Origin of the sequence: Streptomyces pseudovenezuelae (genome assembly GCF_001513955.1) — a bacterium.
GTDB lineage: Bacteria > Actinomycetota > Actinomycetes > Streptomycetales > Streptomycetaceae > Streptomyces > Streptomyces pseudovenezuelae.
Genome location: NZ_KQ948146.1, coordinates 855,013 through 872,818 on the forward strand (window position 1 = coordinate 855,013; position 17,806 = coordinate 872,818).

Genomic DNA, 17,806 nt, shown 5'->3' on the forward strand with positions numbered 1-17,806 from the left:
TCAGCTCCTCCGCAGCCGGAGTGTCAGCACCTGGAAGGGGCGCAGGGAGACGGGCACGCCCCCCTCCTCGACGGCGGCGTCCTCCAGCGGGCGCTCCAGCAGGTCGGTGACCTGGGCGCCGGCCAGCGGGAAGCCGGTGCGCAGGACACCCTGGGCACGGCCGCCGCCCGACTCGTAGAGACGGACCACCACGTCACCGGAGCCGTCGTCGGCGAGCTTGACCGCCTCGACGGTCACGCCGTCGCCGTCGACCGAGATGACCGGCTCGGAGGCGCCGGACGCGTCCGCCACCCGGAGCGGGAGGTTGAGGGAGTAGCCCTCGGCGACGGTGTCCTGGATGCTCGCGCCGGGCAGCAGCGAGTAGGTGAAGCGGTGCCTGCCCTGGTCGGCCTCCGGGTCCGGGATGCGCGGGGCGCGGACCAGGCTGAGCCGGACCGTGGTGGTCGTACCGCCGTCCTCGCGGACCGTGCGGGAGACGTCGTGGCCGTAGGTCGAGTCGTTGATGACCGCGACGCCGTAGCCCGGTTCGCCGACGTGCACCCAGCGGTGGCCGGAGACCTCGAAGCGGGCCGCCTCCCAGCTGGTGTTGGTGTGGGTGGGCCGCTGGACGTGGCCGAACTGGATCTCCGCGGAGGAGTGCGCGGCCCGGACGTCCACCGGGAAGGCGGCCTTGAGGATCTTCTCGGCCTCGTGCCAGTCGATGTCGGTCTCGAAGTCGATCCGGGGGCTGCCGGCGCGCAGCGTGATGGTCTGGGTGATCGTCGAGCCCTTGCCGAAGGACCGGGTCACGCGGACCGCGCCGAGCAGCGGGTCCTCCGAGACGACCTCGACGGACGTGGGCTCCAGGAGGTCCGTGTACCGGTTGTTGTAGTGCTTGTCGATGTCCCAGGCGTCCCAGTAGTTCGGGAGGTCGGTGTGCAGACGGAGCAGGTTGCCCTTGTCGCCGAGGACTTCGCGCCGGGCCCGCAGGTCGTACACGGAGGACAGGGTGCCGTCCTCGGCCACCTCCACGCGCACCAGGCCGTTGTCGAGGACCCGGCCCTCGGTCTTCACGAACTGGGCGGGGCGGGCGTCCGCCAGCGGCGCGCTGCCGTTCGCGGGCACCTCGACGTAGGCCGGAGCGCCCTCGGACGTACGGACCACCTCGGCCCGGTCGAACGGGCTGGTGTTGAAGACCCGGGTGGCGCCGGCCCCCAGCGCGGCCACGGCCTCGGCGGTCAGCGCCTCCAGTTCCTCGGCGACCCGGGCGTACTCGGCCTCGGCCTCGCGGTGCACCCAGGCGATCGAGGAGCCCGGCAGGATGTCGTGGAACTGGTGGAGCAGGACCGTCTTCCACAGCCGGTCGAGCTTCTCGTACGGGTAGGCGTAGCCCGGCGCGTGCAGCGCGGCCGTCGTCGCCCACAGCTCGGCCTCGCGCAGCCTGTGCTCGGAGCGGCGGTTGCCCTGCTTGGTGCGGGCCTGGGAGGTGTAGGTGGCGCGGTGCAGCTCCAGGTAGAGCTCGCCGACCCAGACGGGGGCGTCCGGGTACTCGGCGCGGGCCTGGGCGAAGAAGTCGTCGGGGTGCTCGATGACGACCTTCGGGGAGCCCTCCAGGTTCGCGAGGCGCCGGGCCCGCTCCATGATCTCGCGGGTGGGGCCGCCACCGCCGTCGCCCCAGCCGAAGGGGGCCAGGGAGCGCTGCCCGCCGCCCTTCTCCGAGTAGTTGCGGACCGCGCGGTCCATCTCCTCGCCGCTGAAGCGGGCGTTGTAGGTGTCGACGGGCGGGAAGTGGGTGAAGATGCGGGTGCCGTCGATGCCCTCCCACCAGAAGGTGTGGTGGGGGAACTTGTTGGTCTGGTTCCAGGAGATCTTCTGGGTGAGGAACCAGTCGTTGCCGGCCAGCTTGGCGAGCTGCGGGTAGGCGGCGGTGTAGCCGAAGGAGTCCGGCAGCCAGACGCCCTTGGTCTCGACGCCGAAGTGCTCGATGAAGAAGCGCTTGCCGTGGATGAGCTGGCGGGCGATCGCCTCGCCGCCGGGCAGGTTGCCGTCGGCCTCGACCCACATGCCGCCGACCGGCGCCCACTGGCCCTTCTTCACCGACTCCTGGATGCGGGCCCACACGTGCGGGTAGTTGTCGCGCACCCACTCGTACTGCTGGGCCTGGGAGCAGGCGAAGATGAAGTCGTCGTACTCGTCGGCGAGCGCGGTGACGTTGGAGAAGGTGCGGGACGTCTTGCGCTTGGTCTCGCGGATGGGCCAGAGCCAGGCGGAGTCGATGTGGGCATGGCCGACACCGGAGATGGTGTGCGCGCTGGCGTTGGCCGGCTTGGCCAGCACGGGCGCGAGCACCTCGCGGACGGCCGCCGCGCTGCCGGAGACGTCGTCCAGGTCGAGGGCGTCCATGGCCCGGTCCAGGGCGTGCAGGATCTCGTGGCGGCGGGGCTCGTGCTCGGGGAGGTGGACCATGAGCTCGCGCAGCACCTGGAGGTCCAGGTCGAGGTGGAAGACCTCCTCGTCGAGGACGGCGAGGTCGGCGCGCTGGAAGGTGTAGAGGGGCGCGGAGCCGGCCGTGAGCTTGTCGCCCATCGGCGTGACCTTGGAGAAGTTGTCCTTGAGGATGTCCGGGTTGGAGGCGGCCTCGACCAGGTAGTCGATCTCCTCGCCACCGTCCGCCGGGTTCGCGACGGGGACGTACTGGTTGAGCGGGTTGACGGCCTTCAGGGGGCGGCCGTCAGCCAGGTGGACCAGGGCCTCGGCCTGGTTGCCGGGCCAGTCGCCGACGAAGCCGAGGTCGATGACGGCCTCGACGCGCCGTCCGGCCCACTCGGCGGGCACCCGGCCGCGCATCCGGAACCAGGTGGTCCCCCAGGGCGGGCCCCACGGGGTGTCCATCGCGAAGGGCGTGTAGCGGGCGGCCGCGGCCTCCTCGAAGGAGACCGGCTCGCCCGGCGCCTGCCAGGCCTCGACCTCGAAGGGGACGGTGGCCGCGTAGATCGCGGGCTTGATGCGCTGGTCGTGGGCGCGCTGGACGCGCTCCTCGATGCGGCGGCTTTCGTCGTGCATGAAAGGTCTCCAGGGAGGGAGAGGGCGAGCTGGTGGGGCCGGGAAGCCAGGAGAAAGCGCTTTCCAAAAACGGATGCTACTTAAGGTACGCGAGCCCGGGATGCACCGAGGTGTAGCCCTCGACCAGCTTGCGGGCGACGTTGACGGAGTCGACCAGCGGGTGCAGCGCGAAGGCCTTCACCGCGGTCGTGCGCGAGGCGGACTCGGCGGCGGCCAGCACCTCCCGCTCGACGGCCTTGACCGAGCAGACCAGGCCGGTGGCGTGCTCGGGCAGCGGGGCGACGGAGACGGGGTGGGCGCCGTTGGCGTCGACGAGGCAGGGAACCTCGATGACGGCGTCGTGGTCGAGCACGGCGAGCGTGCCCTGGTTGCGGACGTTGAGGATCAGGGTGGTGCGCTCGTCGCGCGCGATGGCCCGCATCAGGGCGAGGGCGACCTTCTCATAGCCGCCGGAGAGGTCGTCGGCGTCGCGCTCGCCGGCGCCGGCCGTCTCCCGGTTCTCGGACATGTAGGTGGCCTCGCGCTCGGCGCGGGTGCGGTCCCAGACGTCCAGCGCCTTCGCACCGGGGGCGCCGACCTCGTCGTAGAACCGCGCCTGCTGGTCGGCGAGGAAGGCGCCGCGGGTCTTCTCGGCCTGCTGGTAGGCGCGGACGGCCTCGCGGTTGAAGTAGTAGTAGTGCAGGTACTCGTTGGGGATCGCGCCCAGCGACTGGAGCCAGTCGACGCCGAAGAGCTTGCCCTCCTCGAAGGAGCCGAGCAGGTCCGGGTCGGCGAGCAGCCGGGGCAGCTCGTCGCGGCCGGCGATCTTCAGGCCGCGGACCCAGCCGAGGTGGTTGAGGCCGACGTAGTCGATCCAGGCCTCGTTGGGGTCGGCGCCGAGCACGCGCGCGATACGGCGGCCGAGGCCGACCGGGGAGTCGCAGATGCCGATGACGCGGTCGCCGAGGTGGCGGGACATGGCCTCGGTGACCAGGCCGGCCGGGTTGGTGAAGTTGATGACCCAGGCGTCGGGGGCGAGGCGGGCCACGCGGCGGGCGATGTCCACGGCCACCGGGACCGTGCGCAGGCCGTAGGCGATGCCGCCCGCGCCGACCGTCTCCTGGCCGAGGACGCCCTCGGCGAGAGCCACTCGTTCGTCCTCGGCACGGCCTTCCAGGCCGCCCACGCGGATCGCCGAGAAGACGAAGTCGGCGCCGCGCAGGGCCTCGTCGAGGTCGGTCGTGGCGCTCACCCGTGGGGCGTCCTCGACCCGGGCGGCCTGCTCGGCGAGGACCCGGGTCACCGCGGACAGCCGTCCGGCGTCCAGGTCGTGCAGCACGACCTCGGTGACCCTGCCCTCGCCGCGGTCGCCGAGGAGGGCGCCGTACACGAGCGGCACGCGGAACCCGCCGCCGCCCAGAATCGTCAGCTTCATTCTTGCACCTTTCCTGCCTCGACCACCTCGACGCCCGCCTCCTCCAGCGAGGAGCGGGTCACCGGGTCGGCCGGGGCGTTCGTGACCACCACGTCCAGGTCCTCGGGACCACAGACCTTCGCCATGCCCGTACCCGGGAACTTGGCGGCGTCGGCGAGCAGGACGACCTTGTCGCCGGCCTTGATCATGGCCCGCTTCACCGGAACCTCGACGACCGTCGTGTCCATCACCTGCCCACCCGGACGCACTCCACTGGTACCGAGGAAGAGCCAGTCGGCGTGCAGCTGGCGCAGGTTGTCCTCGGTGAGGAAGCCGACCAGGGAGCGGTACTCACGGCGGAGCATGCCGCCGAGCAGCACCAGTTCGATGCCCTCGTCGTCGGCGAGCTCCTCGTAGACCACCAGATTGCTGGTGATCACCGTGAGGCGGCGGCCGTGCAGTTGCCGGGCCAGCCGGAAGGCCGTGGTGCCGATGTCGAGCAGCACGGACTGGCCGTCGGAGACCATCGCGGCGGCGTGCGCGGCTATGGCGTCCTTCTCGGACACCCGCACCTCGGCGACCTCGGCGAAGGGCTGGTCGCCCTCGTCCACGACGGCGCCGCCGTGGACACGCGTGAGCAGCCCGTCCTCCTCAAGCTTGACCAGGTCACGCCTGATCGTGGCGGGGCTCACACCCAGCTGCTCGGAGAGATCGGTCACGGACGCGGGGCCACCGGAGCGCAGGGCCCGCAGGATGAGTTGGTGTCGTCGTTCTGCCAGCACGGCGTGAACACTACTCGTCATCTTCAATCAAATCCATGCTCAGTTCTGCTCGGGTATTGACCAATCTCTCGGATCAGCGCACGATTCCGGTCATCGAAATTGACGAGTTTTGACGAGAGGCTCCTCGCGTGGACGACGACAGGCCCGACGTGCTCCTGACCGGGCTGCTCTTCTACGACCTCGTCCTCACCGGCCTCGGAAAGCCGCCGACGCCGGGTGAGGAGATCTGGACGGCCGGCATGGGCTGCGGCCCCGGCGGCATCGCCAACCTGGCGGTCGCCGCGTCCCGCTTCGGCCTGAGGACCTCCCTGGCCACGGTCTTCGGCGACGACTTCTACGGTGCCCACTGCCAGGAGGTCCTCGCAGCCCAGGAGGGCGTCGACGTCTCCCTCTCCCAGGTCGCGAACGGCTGGCACACCCCCGTCACCGTCGCGCTCGCCACCGGCGGCGACCGGGCCCTGGTCACCCACGGGCAGGAACCGCCGTACTCCCAGGACGCGCTGATGGGCGACCCGCCCGAGGCGCGCACGGCCCTCGTCCACCTGGAGGCCGAGCCGCGCGCCTGGCTCTCCAAGGCCGCCGCGAACGGCACGCACATCTACGCGGACGTCGGCTGGGACCCCACCCAGCAGTGGTCCACCGACCTCCTCGACCAGCTGGCCCTGTGCCACGCCTTCCTCCCCAACGAGGGCGAGGCGATGGCCTACACCCGTACCGACAGCGCGGTCGCGGCCCTCGGCACGCTCGCCGAGCTGGTCCCGGTCGCCGTGGTCACCCGCGGCGGGGACGGCGCGGTCGCCGTGGACCAGATCACCGGCGAGTACGCGGACGTCCCGGCCCTCGCCGTGGACGTGCTCGACGCCACGGGCGCGGGAGACGTCTTCGGCGCGAGTTTCGTCGCGGCCTCGCTCGGCGGCTGGCCGCTGGCGGAACGGCTGCGGTTCGCCGTCCTCGCGGCCGGTCTGTCCGTCCGGCACCACGGCGGCGCCCTCGCGGCCCCCGGCTGGTACGGCGTCGACCGCTGGTGGCGCTCCCTCACCGACCCCGACCTGCGCAGAACCTACGGCTTCCTCGCCGACCGGCTGCCGGCGGACGTCGGCCCGCCGGTCCGCCACGCCCCGGTCACCCCGCCCCGGCAGCACTGACCCTCACCACGCCCCCACAGTCCAAGCCCCTCAGCACCACGAACAGGAACAACAGGAGTGACCCGTGGACCTTTCACGTAGAGGCTTCCTCCAGGCCGCCGCGCTCACCGCGGCCGCGTCCGGACTGACCGTCGCCTGCGGCGGCAGCTCGGGCTCGGGCGGCACCAAGAACGGCAAGAACCTCACCCTGTGGTACTGGGGCGGCGCGCTCAGCGACAAGGTGGTCGCGGAGGCGAAGACCCACTTCAGCAGCCAGATCAAGCTGACCACGGCGTCCATAGGCGGCGACTTCAAGCAGAAGCTCACCACCACCCTCGCGGCGGGCACCTCGGTGCCCGACATCACCGGCATCAAGGGCGAGGACATCGCGTCCTTCCTGCCCAACGCCAACCGCTTCCTCGACCTGAACGACCTCGGCTTCAAGAAGATCTCGTCGCAGTACCTGGACTGGAAGACCAAGCTCGCCCAGACCGAGGACGGCAAGCAGGTCGGCTTCCCGATCGACATCGGGCCCACCGCGATGTTCTACCGCGAGGACCTGTTCGCCAAGGCCGGGGTGGACACCGACCCCGCCAAGGTGGCCGCGCTGGTGAAGACCTGGGAGGACTACTTCCAGCTCGGTGTGGAGCTGCAGAAGAAGAACCCCGGCACCTACCTGGTCAACAACATCAGCTCCGTCTTCAACATCGCGGTCGGCCAGGGCAGCCAGCGGTTCATCGACAAGGACAACCACTTCATCGGCGACCAGGACCACATCCGCGCCGCGTGGACCACGGCGGTGCGCCCGTACACCCTGGGCATCGACGCCAAGATCAACGACAACACCTGGAACGCCGCCGTCGGCAAGAACCTCCTCACCGAACTCGGCGCGGCCTGGCACGCGCTGGACATCGAGCAGGCGGCGCCGCAGACCAAGGGCAAGTGGCGGGTCTGCGCGAACCCGGTCGGACCGGCCAACCAGGGCGGCTCCTACCTGGCGCTGCCCAAGCAGTGCCGCAACCCCGAAGAGGCGTTCAAGATCATCAGCTGGATCCTGAGCCCCGCCAACGACGCCCGCGGCTTCACGGACGCCGCCATCTTCCCGGCCGCGCCGGCCGCCTACGCCATGCCGGCCATGACCGGTCCGGACGCCTTCTTCGGCGGACAGAAGATCATCGAGGTCTTCGGCCCGGCCGCCAAGGACATCCAGGTCGCCTACGAGGCGCCCGCCGACGCCGCCGTCCAGGCCCCGTTCATGACGGAGCTGACCAACATCGAGGCCAAGGGCAAGAAGCCCGACGACGCCTGGAAGGACGCGGTCAGCCAGGCCAAGCAGATCGCCCGGCGGCAGGGGGTGAGCTGAGGTGACGTCACCTCCGGTCACCGGTCCCGCCGCGGTGCCCGTGCGCCGCGGCGGGCCGGGCCCGGCCCGGTTCCGCCCGCGGCGCACCGCACCCGCGGGCACTGCCCGGTCCAGGCGGCGCGGACCGCTGGCGTACTGGCGGCAGTACCTGGCGATCTCGCCGTTCTACCTGATCTTCGCCGCGTTCTCGTTCTTCCCGGTCTTCTACTCGCTGTACCTGGCCTTCCAGCGCTGGGACGGCATGGGCACCATGCAGTTCGTGGGGCTCCAGCAGTTCCGGTTCCTGTGGGACGACCCGGTCTTCTGGCTGTCGATCCGCAACACCCTGGTGATCTGGGTGCTGTCCACCGTGCCGACCCTCTTCGGCGCGCTGACGCTGGCGACGCTGCTGCACTCGGTGCGCCGCTTCAAGGGCTTCTACCGCATCGCGCTGTACGTGCCGAACGTGACCTCGATCGTCGCCGTGGCGATCTTCTTCGGCGCGGTGTTCAGCAACAACTTCGGCCTGGTCAACGCGATCCTGGGCGTGGTCGGCATCTCGCCGGTCCCGTGGCTGAGCAACCCGTGGCTGATCAAGGTGGTCATCTCGCTGCTGATGACCTGGCAGTGGACCGGCTACAACATGATCATCTATCTGGCTGGTCTCCAGGCGATCCCGACCTCGATCTACGAGGCGGCGAAGATGGACGGCGCGGGTCCCATCCGCACGTTCTTCCAGATCACCATCCCGATCATGCGGCCGATCATCCTGTTCACGGTCATCATCTCGACCATCAACGGCCTGCAGAGCTTCAGCGAACCGCAGGTCCTGTTCGCCAGCAACGCCGCCAACGCCAACCTCGGCGGCCCGGGCCAGGCGGGCCTGACGACCTTGCTGTACTTCTACCAGTCGGCCTTCCTCAACAACGACTACGGCTACGGCGCGGCCATCGTGTGGGCCTTCTTCGTCCTGATCATCATCCTCGTCGCCGTCAACTGGCGCATCACCACACGAGGGAGGAAGGCATGAGCGCGCTCGACACCGCACGGCCGGCCACGGGCGGCAGGAAGCCGCGCCGCCCCAAGGGCCTCTCAGCGCACATCGTCCTCGTCGTGGCCGTCCTGATCTCGGTCTTCCCGTTCGCGTGGACGATCATCATGGCGACCAACACCACGCAGGACATCTACAAGAGCCCGCCGAAGTTCACCTTCGGCTCCCATCTGCTGGAGAACATCCGGCACGTGCTGAACACCATCGATTTCTTCGGGTCGATGCTCAACACGGTGATGGTCGCGACCGTCACCACCGTCCTGGTGCTGTTCATCGACTCCCTGGCGGCCTTCACCTTCGCCAAGTTCGACTTCCCCGGGCGCAAGATCCTCTTCGGCACGCTGCTGCTGTTCATGATGCTGCCGCTCCAGCTGGCGATGCTGCCGCAGTTCATCCTGATGTCGAAGATCGGCTGGGTCGGGATGCTCAAGGCACTCGCCCTGCCCTCCCTGGCCAACGCCTTCGGCATCTTCTGGCTGCACCAGTACATCCAGAACGGCGTGCCCGACGAACTCCTCGACGCCGCACGCATCGACGGCGCCGGGTTCTTCCGGCAGTACTGGAACATCGCGCTGCCGATGATCAGGCCCGCGCTGTCGTTCCTCGCCATCTACGCCTTCGTCAACTGCTGGAACGACTACATCTGGCCGCTCGTCGTGCTCACCGACCCGGGCCACGTGACCCTCCAGGTGGAGCTCGCCCAGCTCAACGTCGGCCACACCACCGACTACAGCATGGTCATGGCCGGTGTGCTGATGGCGGCGCTCCCGCTGGTCATCGTGTTCAGCATCTTCGCCCGCGGGTTCATCGCGGGCGCCACCGAGGGCGCGGTCCAGGGCACCTGACCGGGTGCCGGGAGAGAGGGGTGCGCGGTGACCCACGACGTCGGCGAAGTGCTTGTGGTCGGGCTACGGCGCGCCCACACAGAAGTGCTCGTGGAGGGGCTGCGGCGCGCCCACACAACGGGTGAGCCACCCCGCGGCAGGGCAGACCACCACGCCCCGGACGGACCACCCACCGGGACAACCCGCCCCGCACCCGGACCGACCGGCCCGCCGCCAGGAGAGAGGGGTGCGCGGTGAGCCACACCGTCGGCAAAGTGCTCGTGGTCGGGATGGACGGGCTGCGGTACGACCTGCTCGCCCGCTCCCCGGCGGTGGCGCCCGTGCTGCACGGGCTCATGGCGTCCGGCGCCCACGGCACCAGCCTGCTGCCCTACGGCGAGGCGGACGGCCAGGCCCCGGACGGGCCGACCACGAGCATGGCCTACACCGACTCGGGACCCGGCTGGTCGAGCGTGCTGACCGGGGTGTGGCCCGACCGGCACGGAGTGCGCGGCAACGACTTCGCCGGTGCCGACTACGGCCGCTACCCCGACTTCCTGAGCCGGGCCGGCACCGCCCGGCGCCGGCTGCGCACCGCGGCCGCGGTGTCCTGGCCGGAGCTGATCCGGCGCGGCACTCTCGGCCCCGCCGTCGGCCGCCGGGTGCGCTACGACGGCGAGTCGGACGGCTACGGCACCGCGGACCGCCTCGTCGCCCGCACCGCCCAGCGCTGGCTCACCCAGGACGACCCGGACGCCGTGTTCGTGTACTTCGGCGCCACCGACGAGGCCGCCCACGCCATGGGCCCGCACAGCGCCGCCCACGACCGGGCGCTGCTCACCCAGGACACCCACCTCGGGTGGCTGCTGACGGCCATCGAGACCCGTCGGCTGGACCCCGCCCGCGCGCGCGAGCGCTGGACCGTGCTGGTCACCACGGACCACGGGCACCTCGACACCGGCGGCCACGGCGGCGACACCCGTGCCGAGCGCGAGGTGTTCGTCGTCCTCGCCGAGCCCGGCATGCCCGGCGGCACCCGTCTCGACACACCACGCCTCATCGACATCGCCCCCACCGTCCTGGACCGGCTCGGCGTCCCCGTCGACCCGGCCTGGGGCCTGCAGGGCCGCGTCCTGCACGGCCACGGACAGTCCTGCCACGCCCCCGCACCACCGACTACGGAACGGTCATGACCGACGCACCCCGCGGACCCCGCCCCACCGATCCTCTGCTCGCCCTGCGCCCCTGGGACGCCCCCGAGGTGACCTCCTGGGGGCGGCTGCCCATGAACGCCGTCGACCGGCGCTCCGGAGCACTCCCCCTGGACGGCGACTGGCGGTTCCAGTTGCTGCCCACTCCGGACGCGCCGGTCGGCGGCTCCTGGTCGACCATCCACGTCCCCGGCGTCTGGACGATGCAGGGCACGGACGACCTGCCGCAGTACCTCAACGTCCGCATGCCGTTCCCGGAGTTCCCGCCGCACTCCCCCGCGGCGAATCCCACCGGGGTGTACGAGCGTGCGGTGGACGTCCCCGCCGACTGGGCCGGACGCCGGGTCGTGCTCCAGGTCGGCGCCGCCGAGAGCGTGCTCCTCGTGCACGTGGACGGGCGGCCCGTCGGCGTCTCCAAGGACTCCCACCTGGCGGCCGAGTTCGACCTGACGGGACTGGTGCGCGCCGGCGAACGGGCCGTCGTACGCCTGACCGTGGTCAAGTGGTCGGACGCCTCGCACATCGAGGACCAGGACCAGTGGTGGCACGGCGGGATCACCCGGTCCGTGCTGCTCTACGCCACGGATCCGCTGCATCTGTCCGACGTGACCGTGCGGGCCTCGTTCGACGGCTCGCTGCGGGTCGACTGCCAGGTGCGGGACGCTGGGGGCGCGCTGCCCGAGGGGTGGTACGTCAGCGGAGAACTGGAGGGCCGGCCGCTCGGGCAGGACACGGAGTTCGACCGGTTCAACCGGGAGGACGACCGGGTCTCCGACTTCCTCGGCGAGGCACGCATCCGCACCACCGTCGAGGACGTCCGCACCTGGAACGCCGAGACGCCCGAGCTGTACGACCTGACCGTCCGGCTGCACCGCGCCGACGGCACGGTGTCCGACACCTCACGGCACCGGATCGGCTTCCGGGACGTCGAGATCGCCGGCCGGGACCTGCTGGTCAACGGCGAGCGGGTTTTCGTCCGGGGCGTGAACCGGCACGACTTCCACCCGCTGACCGGCCGGACGGTGTCGTACGACGACATGCGCGCGGACCTGGTCACGCTCAAGCGGTTCGGGTTCAACGCGATCCGCACCTCCCACTACCCCGGTGATCCCTCCCTCTACGACCTGGCCGACGAGCTCGGTCTCTACGTCGTCGACGAGGCGGACATCGAGTCGCACGACCACGCCCACGAGATCGCCGACGACCCGCGCTACCTGAACGCCTTCGTGGACCGCCTCTCGCGGATGGTGCTGCGGGACAAGAACCACCCGTCGGTCATCGTCTGGTCACTGGGCAACGAGTCCGACTACGGGGCGAACCACGACGCGGCCGCCGGCTGGGTGCGCCGGCACGATCCGACGCGGCCGGTCCAGTACGAAGGCGCGGCGAAGCTCGACTGGGCGGCGGCCGGCGACGCGACCGACATCGCCTGCCCCATGTACGCCTCACTGGAGGAGTGCGTGGCGCACGCCCTGTCCGGACGGCAGACCAAGCCGCTCATCTGGTGCGAGTACTCGCATGCCATGGGCAACAGCAACGGCACGCTCGCGGACCATTGGGCGGCCATCGAGTCAACGCCGGGTCTTCAGGGCGGGTTCATCTGGGAGTTCTGGGACCACGGCATTCTGCAGCGTGTGAACGACGGCAGACCGGTCGGACGTGGGGGCGTCGGGCTCTATGACAACGGTGTCGCCGCGCCCGGGCATCGCTGGGCGTACGGCGGCGACTTCGGCGAGGCCCTGCACGACGGCGCCTTCATCGCGGACGGCGTGGTCCTCCCCGACCGCACGCCCAAGCCGGTGATGTACGAGCACCGGGAGATCGCGGCACCGGTGCGCATCGAGTGCTTCCGGCACGAGGGCATCGTGCTCGGCAACCACCAGCACTTCCGGGGCCTTGCCTGGCTGGCCGGCGAGTGGGAACTGTCCCTGGCCGACGGCCGCACCCTGACCGCGCCCGCCGAGCTGCCCGATCTGCGGCCCGGTGAGACGGCGGCGGTACCGCTGCCGTTCGACCTGCCCGAGGACGGCGGCGAGGCGTGGCTGACGCTGCGGGTGACGACCGCGCGGGACGAACCGTGGGCGCCGCGCGGCACGGTAGTGTGCGTGCCGCAGGTCCGGCTGCGGGAGGCCGCGCCGCAGACTCCCGCGATCGTGCGGAATCGTTCCGTCAAGGTCGATGACGACGGGCTCCTGGTCCATCCGCTGCTCACCGCGGCCCCCACGCTCTCCCTGTGGCGGGCACCGACCGACAACGACGAGCTGGGCGGCATGGCGGCGCGCTGGCGCGGCTGGGGCCTCGACGTGCTGGTGCGCAAGGTCGCGCACATACGGCAGACCTCCGGCCGGGTCACCGTACGCGCCGAGTACGCGTGCGAGGCCGGTGTCGTACGCCATGTGCAGGTCCTCACCGCCGTCGAGGGCGGAATCCACGTCGAGGAGTCGGCGGAGCTGCCGGACGAGCTCGACGACGTGGCACGGGTGGGCTCCGTGTTCGAGACGGTCGCAGGTCTCGACCTGATGGAGTGGTACGGACAGGGCCCCTGGGAGTCGTATCCGGACCGCGGCTTCGGGGCTCCGGTCGGCCATCACGCGGTTCCCGTGGACGAGCTGTTCACTCCCTATCTGCGCCCGCAGGAGAGCGGCGGCCGGCACGGCGTACGGCACTTCACGCTCTCCGCGCGGGACGCCACCGACCTCGCGGTCGCCCTGGACGAACCGCGCCAGGTCTGCGTGACCCGGTACCGCGCGGCGGACCTCACCGCCGTGGCGCACCACGACGAGCTCGTCCCCGGGGCGGGCTGTGTGGTGCACATCGACGCGGCCCATCGCGGCCTCGGCACCGCCTCGTGCGGTCCTGACACCTTCGCCTCCTACCGCGTCCCGCCGGGCGTCCACCGCTGGAGCTGGACCCTGCGCGCGCTCTGATCCCTCCCGACTTCCCCGACTTCCCCAGTACGGAGCACACGTGTGTACTTCGCATGACCAGAATCAGGCCGAGGCCGCGCAGGCCGGTGCCGGAAGACGCAGTTTCCTGCGGGCGACGGCACTGCTGGGCGCGGCCGCCACGGCCGGGGTCGCCCTGCCCACGGCGGCCGAGGCCGCCCCGGGTGCGTCCTGGCGTCCCGACACGGAGAGCCGGCGGTTCACGCTGGCCGTCATGCCCGACACCCAGTACCTCTTCGACGGGCCCAGCATCGACAAGGCCCCCGTCGAGGCCTCGCTGCGCTATCTGCTGGAGCACGGCAAGGACGAGAACGTCGTCTTCCTGTCGCACCTCGGCGACCTCACCCAGAACGGCGCGGCAGCCGAGTTCGCCGCGATCGGCGACGCGTTCAGGCTCCTCGACCGGCACGGGGTCGGCTACAGCGTCCTCGCGGGCAACCACGACGTGAAGTCGTCCACCACCGACCAGCGCGGTGCGAGCCCGTACCTGGACGTGTTCGGCCCGGACCGCTTCAAGGGCCACAAGACCTTCGGCGGCGCCTCCCCCGACGGCTACAACTCCTACCACCTCTTCAGGGCGGCGGGCCGCGAGTGGATGGTCCTCGCGCTGGACTGGCGGCTCTCCGACCAGGGGTACGCCTGGGCGAAGAGCGTCCTGGCCGCGCACCCGAGGACCCCGGTCGTCCTGACCACGCACGAGCTGGTCGTCGAGGACGAGACCCTCTCAGACCACGGACAGCAGCTGTGGGACCGGCTGGTCAAGGACCACGACCAGATCTTCCTCACCCTCAACGGCCACTACTGGCCCGCCGGCAGGGCGACCCGCGAGAACATCGCGGGCAACGACGTCCACCTGCACCTGACGAACTACCAGAACCGGTACTTCGGCGGCGCGGCCATGATCCGCCTGTACCGCTTCGACCTCGACCGCGGGGTGATCGACGTGGAGACGGTCTCCCCGTGGATCCTCGGCCGGGCCCGGAAGGGCCTCAACGAGCTGGAGCGGCAGGAGATCGAACTCAGCGGCGACGCCGACCGGTTCTCGGTCGAGATCGACTTCGAGAAGCGGTTCGCCGGCTTCGACCCGGTGCCCGCGCGGGCTGCGCGTCCGGCGGCGAAGATGCTGATACCGGGGACGGCGGCCTACTGGCGCTTCGACTCGGCGGTCTCCGGCACGGTTCGCGACCTCTCCGGCAAGGGCAACGACCTCACCGTCGTGTCGGTCGGCGGGGGCTCGCTCGGCTGGTCCGCGGACCACCACCCCGACCAGCCCGGTCACGGCAGCCTGGAGTTCCAGGGCTACAAGTCGCCCCTGAAGGGTGCCTACCTGCAGACCGTCGACAAGGCACCGCTCAACTCGGCGGTTTTCAGGGACGGTTACACCATCGAGGTGTTCTACCGCATGCCGGCCGACTGGGACCCGGACCACAACGCCTGGGCGGGGCTGGTCAGTCGGCGCGGTACCGGCGGGGCTGCCGGAAAGACCGGCGACGACCCCGACGAGCCGCTCGCCACGCTCTCGCTCTCCAACGACCGGGAGCCGCAGTGGGCGATGCGCCCGCTCAACCAGCAGGGCATCGCCACCAACTGGGGCCAGGAGACCCCCTTGGAGACCTGGTGGCACCTCGCCGTCGTCAACGACGGCAGGCACACCACGCTGTACGTCCAGGGCTGCCCGGTGGTCCGCAACCCGAAGGCGTCCGCCGTGGGGATCACCTCGGTCGGCGAGCCCTGGCTGCTGGGCGGCTACACCTACGCCGACACGATCGACCAGATCTTCCACGGCCGCCTCGGTGACGTGCGGATCGTCTCGCGGGCGCTGCCCGTCTCGTCCTTCATGACTCACTGACCCCCTTTCGAGGATCACCATGACCGAGCAGCAACTGCCCTCCTGGGCCGACCCGTCCGTCTCCCCCGCCGACCTCGACGCGCAGGGCGTGTCGCGACGCGGACTCCTGCGCCGCGCGGGCCTGTTCGGCGCGGCTTTCGCGCTGGGGTCGGCGACGCCTGCACTGGCCGCTCCGGGCCGCCCTCGCCTCGGCGGCGACGACCCCCACCTCGCCTATCTCGTCGGCGACCACCATGTGCACTCCGTGTACAGCCACGACGCCAAGTACACGTTCTCCCAGCAGGCGCAGGCCGCCGCGAAGTACGGCCTCGACTGGATGGTCTTCAACGAGCACTCCAACTTCGGACACGCCTACTACGGCGCCAGGATGGAGCACGCGGAGATCGTCAGGGCCCGCGCGGAGAACCCGCGCCAGCTCATCTTCCAGGGCCTGGAGTGGTACATCCCGGCCGCGGAGCACTGCACGGTCTTCGCCGCGCCCGGCCCCCACGAGACCGACCTGCTCACGCAGTTCGAGCTCGCCTACGACGGCAAGCTCCTGGGCTACACCGAGGGCTCCGCGGGCGCCACCGACACCGCCCGCAACGAGGCCCACGCCGTCAAGGCCATCAAGTGGCTGGCGGAGCAGCGCCGTTCGGGCTACGTGGACGACGTCCTCGTCCTCGCCAACCACCCGCTGCGGCTCGGCATCGACTCCCCGCACGAGATGCGGGGCTGGCGGGACGCGGCCCCCGAGATCATGATCGGCATGGAGGGCGCGCCGGGCGCCCAGGGCGCGGCGATCCCCAGCCTGCGCGGGGCGACCTCGATCCGCGGCGAGTACGAGAACAAGCCGTCGGCGCAGTCCTGGTCGGGCTACCCGGCGGACGCGTATCTGACGTACGGCGGCTTCGACTGGGCGACCGCGACCGTCGGCGGACTGTGGGACTCGATGCTGGCCGAAGGCAGCCTGTTCTCGATCACCACCAACTCGGACAACCACCGCACGGTCTTCGACACCTGGAAGAACGGCGACTGGCCGGCCGGGCAGAACTTCGACAACACCGGCAAGCTGCCCGACCCGGTGAACACCGACACCCCGCAGCCCGGCAGCGACTTCTGGCCGGGCGAGTTCAGCCGCACCCACGTCGGCGTGACCCGCTACGGCTACCGCTCGGTGATGGCGGGCCTGCGCGCGGGCCGGGTCTGGGTGGACCACGGCCATCTGCTCGACGGGCTCGACGTGCGCGTGAAGCGGGACTACGACGCCGGGCGCGGTGTCACGCTGGGCGGGCGGCTGCGGGTCCGCAAGGGCGAGAGGATCACGCTGTACGTCACCGTCACGAGCGCCTCCCGCCCCAACCCCCAGGGAATCCTCCCGGAGTTGGCGCACGTGGACGTGATCCGGGGCGCGGTGCGCGGTCCGGTGAGCGACCGGGACATCTGGCAGGCGCCCGACACCAAGGTCGTGCAGACGAAGGACGTGTCCGGCCGGAAGGGGACGTACACCCTGCGCATCCCGCTGACCGCCGGGGACGAGTCCTTCTACGTCCGGCTGCGCGGCAGCGACGGCAAGCGGCACGGCACGGGCTACCTCGGTGCCTCGGTCGACCCGCACGGCCCGATTCCGCACGAGCCCGGCAACGGCGACCCGTGGGCGGACACGTGGTTCTATTCGAACCCCGTCTTCGTCGACGTCACCGGCTGAGGTCGGCGCCCCGCAGGGGCGCGGGGAACTGCGCGACCAGCCACAACGGTCCCGCGGTTCCCCACGGCCTGCCTCCGCAAGGGACTTCCTAGGCGTAGAACCGCGACAGGCTCTGCAGCACCGCCGCCGGCTTGGCGCCGCCCTCGATCTCTATCGCCCCGTCGACGGTGATCTGCACACCGCCCGGCACCTCCTCGACCTCGGTCAGCTTGGCGACGAGGCGGATGCGGGAGCCCACCTTGACCGGCGAGGGGAAACGGACCTTGTTCAGGCCGTAGTTGACCTTCGTGGTGACGCCCTGGACGTCCAGCAGCTCGGTGAAGAGCGGGATGAAGAGGGAGAGGGTGAGGTAGCCGTGCGCGATGGGGGCGCCGAAGGGGCCCGCCGCCGCCTTCTCGGGGTCCACGTGGATCCACTGGTGGTCGCCGGTGGCATCGGCGAAGGTGTCGATGCGCTCCTGGGTGACCTCGATCCACTCGCTGGTGCCGAGGTCGCTGCCGGCGAGCTTCTTCAGTTCGTCGATGCCGTTCACGGTGACGCTCATGTAGCTGTCCTT

At 70.8% G+C, this 17,806-nt stretch carries 12 protein-coding genes; 8 read left to right on the forward strand and 4 right to left on the reverse strand.

Going from position 1 to position 17,806, the window contains the following annotated elements; translation table 11 throughout:
* The 3 genes from AQI94_RS15990 to AQI94_RS16000 form a co-directional block, all read right to left on the reverse strand.
* Positions 1-3,042: an alpha-mannosidase gene (locus AQI94_RS15990; RefSeq protein ID WP_031048297.1), complete on the reverse strand. Its 3,042-nt coding sequence runs from the start codon at positions 3,040-3,042 to the stop codon at positions 1-3.
* Between the two features lie 76 nt (positions 3,043-3,118).
* Complete coding sequence (locus tag AQI94_RS15995; protein ID WP_031048293.1) at positions 3,119-4,456, reverse strand: 6-phospho-beta-glucosidase; 1,338 nt, start codon at positions 4,454-4,456, stop codon at positions 3,119-3,121.
* Positions 4,453-5,217, reverse strand: coding sequence for a DeoR/GlpR family DNA-binding transcription regulator (locus AQI94_RS16000; RefSeq protein ID WP_031048290.1), 765 nt, complete (start codon positions 5,215-5,217; stop codon positions 4,453-4,455). The genes AQI94_RS15995 and AQI94_RS16000 overlap by 4 nt, the downstream gene beginning before the upstream one ends.
* Before the next feature lie 128 nt (positions 5,218-5,345).
* On the opposite strand from AQI94_RS16000, the gene AQI94_RS16005 reads away from it, so the two are divergent.
* The 8 genes from AQI94_RS16005 (at position 5,346) to AQI94_RS16040 (ending at position 17,250) form a co-directional block, all read left to right on the forward strand.
* Positions 5,346-6,362: a carbohydrate kinase family protein gene (locus AQI94_RS16005; RefSeq protein ID WP_031048287.1), complete on the forward strand. Its 1,017-nt coding sequence runs from the start codon at positions 5,346-5,348 to the stop codon at positions 6,360-6,362.
* A gap of 64 nt (positions 6,363-6,426) precedes the next feature.
* Positions 6,427-7,704, forward strand: coding sequence for an ABC transporter substrate-binding protein (locus AQI94_RS16010; protein WP_031048284.1), 1,278 nt, complete (start codon positions 6,427-6,429; stop codon positions 7,702-7,704).
* Positions 7,705-7,738: 34 nt separating this feature from the next.
* Entirely contained in the window at positions 7,739-8,713 is a 975-nt protein-coding gene (locus AQI94_RS16015) for a carbohydrate ABC transporter permease (protein ID WP_208611843.1), read from the forward strand.
* Positions 8,710-9,579 carry a carbohydrate ABC transporter permease gene (locus AQI94_RS16020; RefSeq protein WP_031053596.1) on the forward strand — a complete coding sequence of 290 codons (870 nt, stop codon included), beginning with the start codon at positions 8,710-8,712 and terminating at the stop codon, positions 9,577-9,579. Before AQI94_RS16015 ends, AQI94_RS16020 begins: the two co-directional genes overlap by 4 nt.
* 233 nt (positions 9,580-9,812) lie before the next feature.
* Positions 9,813-10,751 (forward strand): alkaline phosphatase family protein, encoded by a 939-nt coding sequence (locus tag AQI94_RS16025; protein ID WP_225890198.1) that lies wholly within the window; start codon positions 9,813-9,815, stop codon positions 10,749-10,751.
* Positions 10,748-13,696 carry a glycoside hydrolase family 2 TIM barrel-domain containing protein gene (locus tag AQI94_RS16030; RefSeq protein WP_031046395.1) on the forward strand — a complete coding sequence of 983 codons (2,949 nt, stop codon included), beginning with the start codon at positions 10,748-10,750 and terminating at the stop codon, positions 13,694-13,696. Before AQI94_RS16025 ends, AQI94_RS16030 begins: the two co-directional genes overlap by 4 nt.
* Positions 13,697-13,736: 40 nt before the next feature.
* Complete coding sequence (locus AQI94_RS16035; RefSeq protein WP_031046393.1) at positions 13,737-15,563, forward strand: LamG-like jellyroll fold domain-containing protein; 1,827 nt, start codon at positions 13,737-13,739, stop codon at positions 15,561-15,563.
* A 19-nt stretch (positions 15,564-15,582) separates the two neighbouring features.
* Positions 15,583-17,250 carry a PHP domain-containing protein gene (locus AQI94_RS16040; protein WP_031046390.1) on the forward strand — a complete coding sequence of 556 codons (1,668 nt, stop codon included), beginning with the start codon at positions 15,583-15,585 and terminating at the stop codon, positions 17,248-17,250.
* A gap of 88 nt (positions 17,251-17,338) precedes the next feature.
* Here the strand turns inward: AQI94_RS16040 and AQI94_RS16045 are convergent, their stop codons facing one another.
* Positions 17,339-17,794, reverse strand: a complete 456-nt coding sequence (locus tag AQI94_RS16045) for a MaoC family dehydratase (protein WP_031046387.1) — start codon at positions 17,792-17,794, stop codon at positions 17,339-17,341.
* Between the last annotated feature and the right edge of the window lie 12 nt (positions 17,795-17,806).

Excerpts from the sequence above, each read along its gene's own strand:
- AQI94_RS16030 (WP_031046395.1), top strand. The coding sequence starts at position 10,748 with ATGACCGACGCACCCCGCGGACCCCGCCCCACCGATCCTCTGCTCGCC.
- AQI94_RS15995 (WP_031048293.1), bottom strand. The coding sequence starts at position 4,456 with ATGAAGCTGACGATTCTGGGCGGCGGCGGGTTCCGCGTGCCGCTCGTG.
- AQI94_RS16045 (WP_031046387.1), bottom strand. The coding sequence starts at position 17,794 with ATGAGCGTCACCGTGAACGGCATCGACGAACTGAAGAAGCTCGCCGGC.
- AQI94_RS15990 (WP_031048297.1), bottom strand. The coding sequence starts at position 3,042 with ATGCACGACGAAAGCCGCCGCATCGAGGAGCGCGTCCAGCGCGCCCAC.
- AQI94_RS16020 (WP_031053596.1), top strand. The coding sequence starts at position 8,710 with ATGAGCGCGCTCGACACCGCACGGCCGGCCACGGGCGGCAGGAAGCCG.
- AQI94_RS16040 (WP_031046390.1), top strand. The coding sequence starts at position 15,583 with ATGACCGAGCAGCAACTGCCCTCCTGGGCCGACCCGTCCGTCTCCCCC.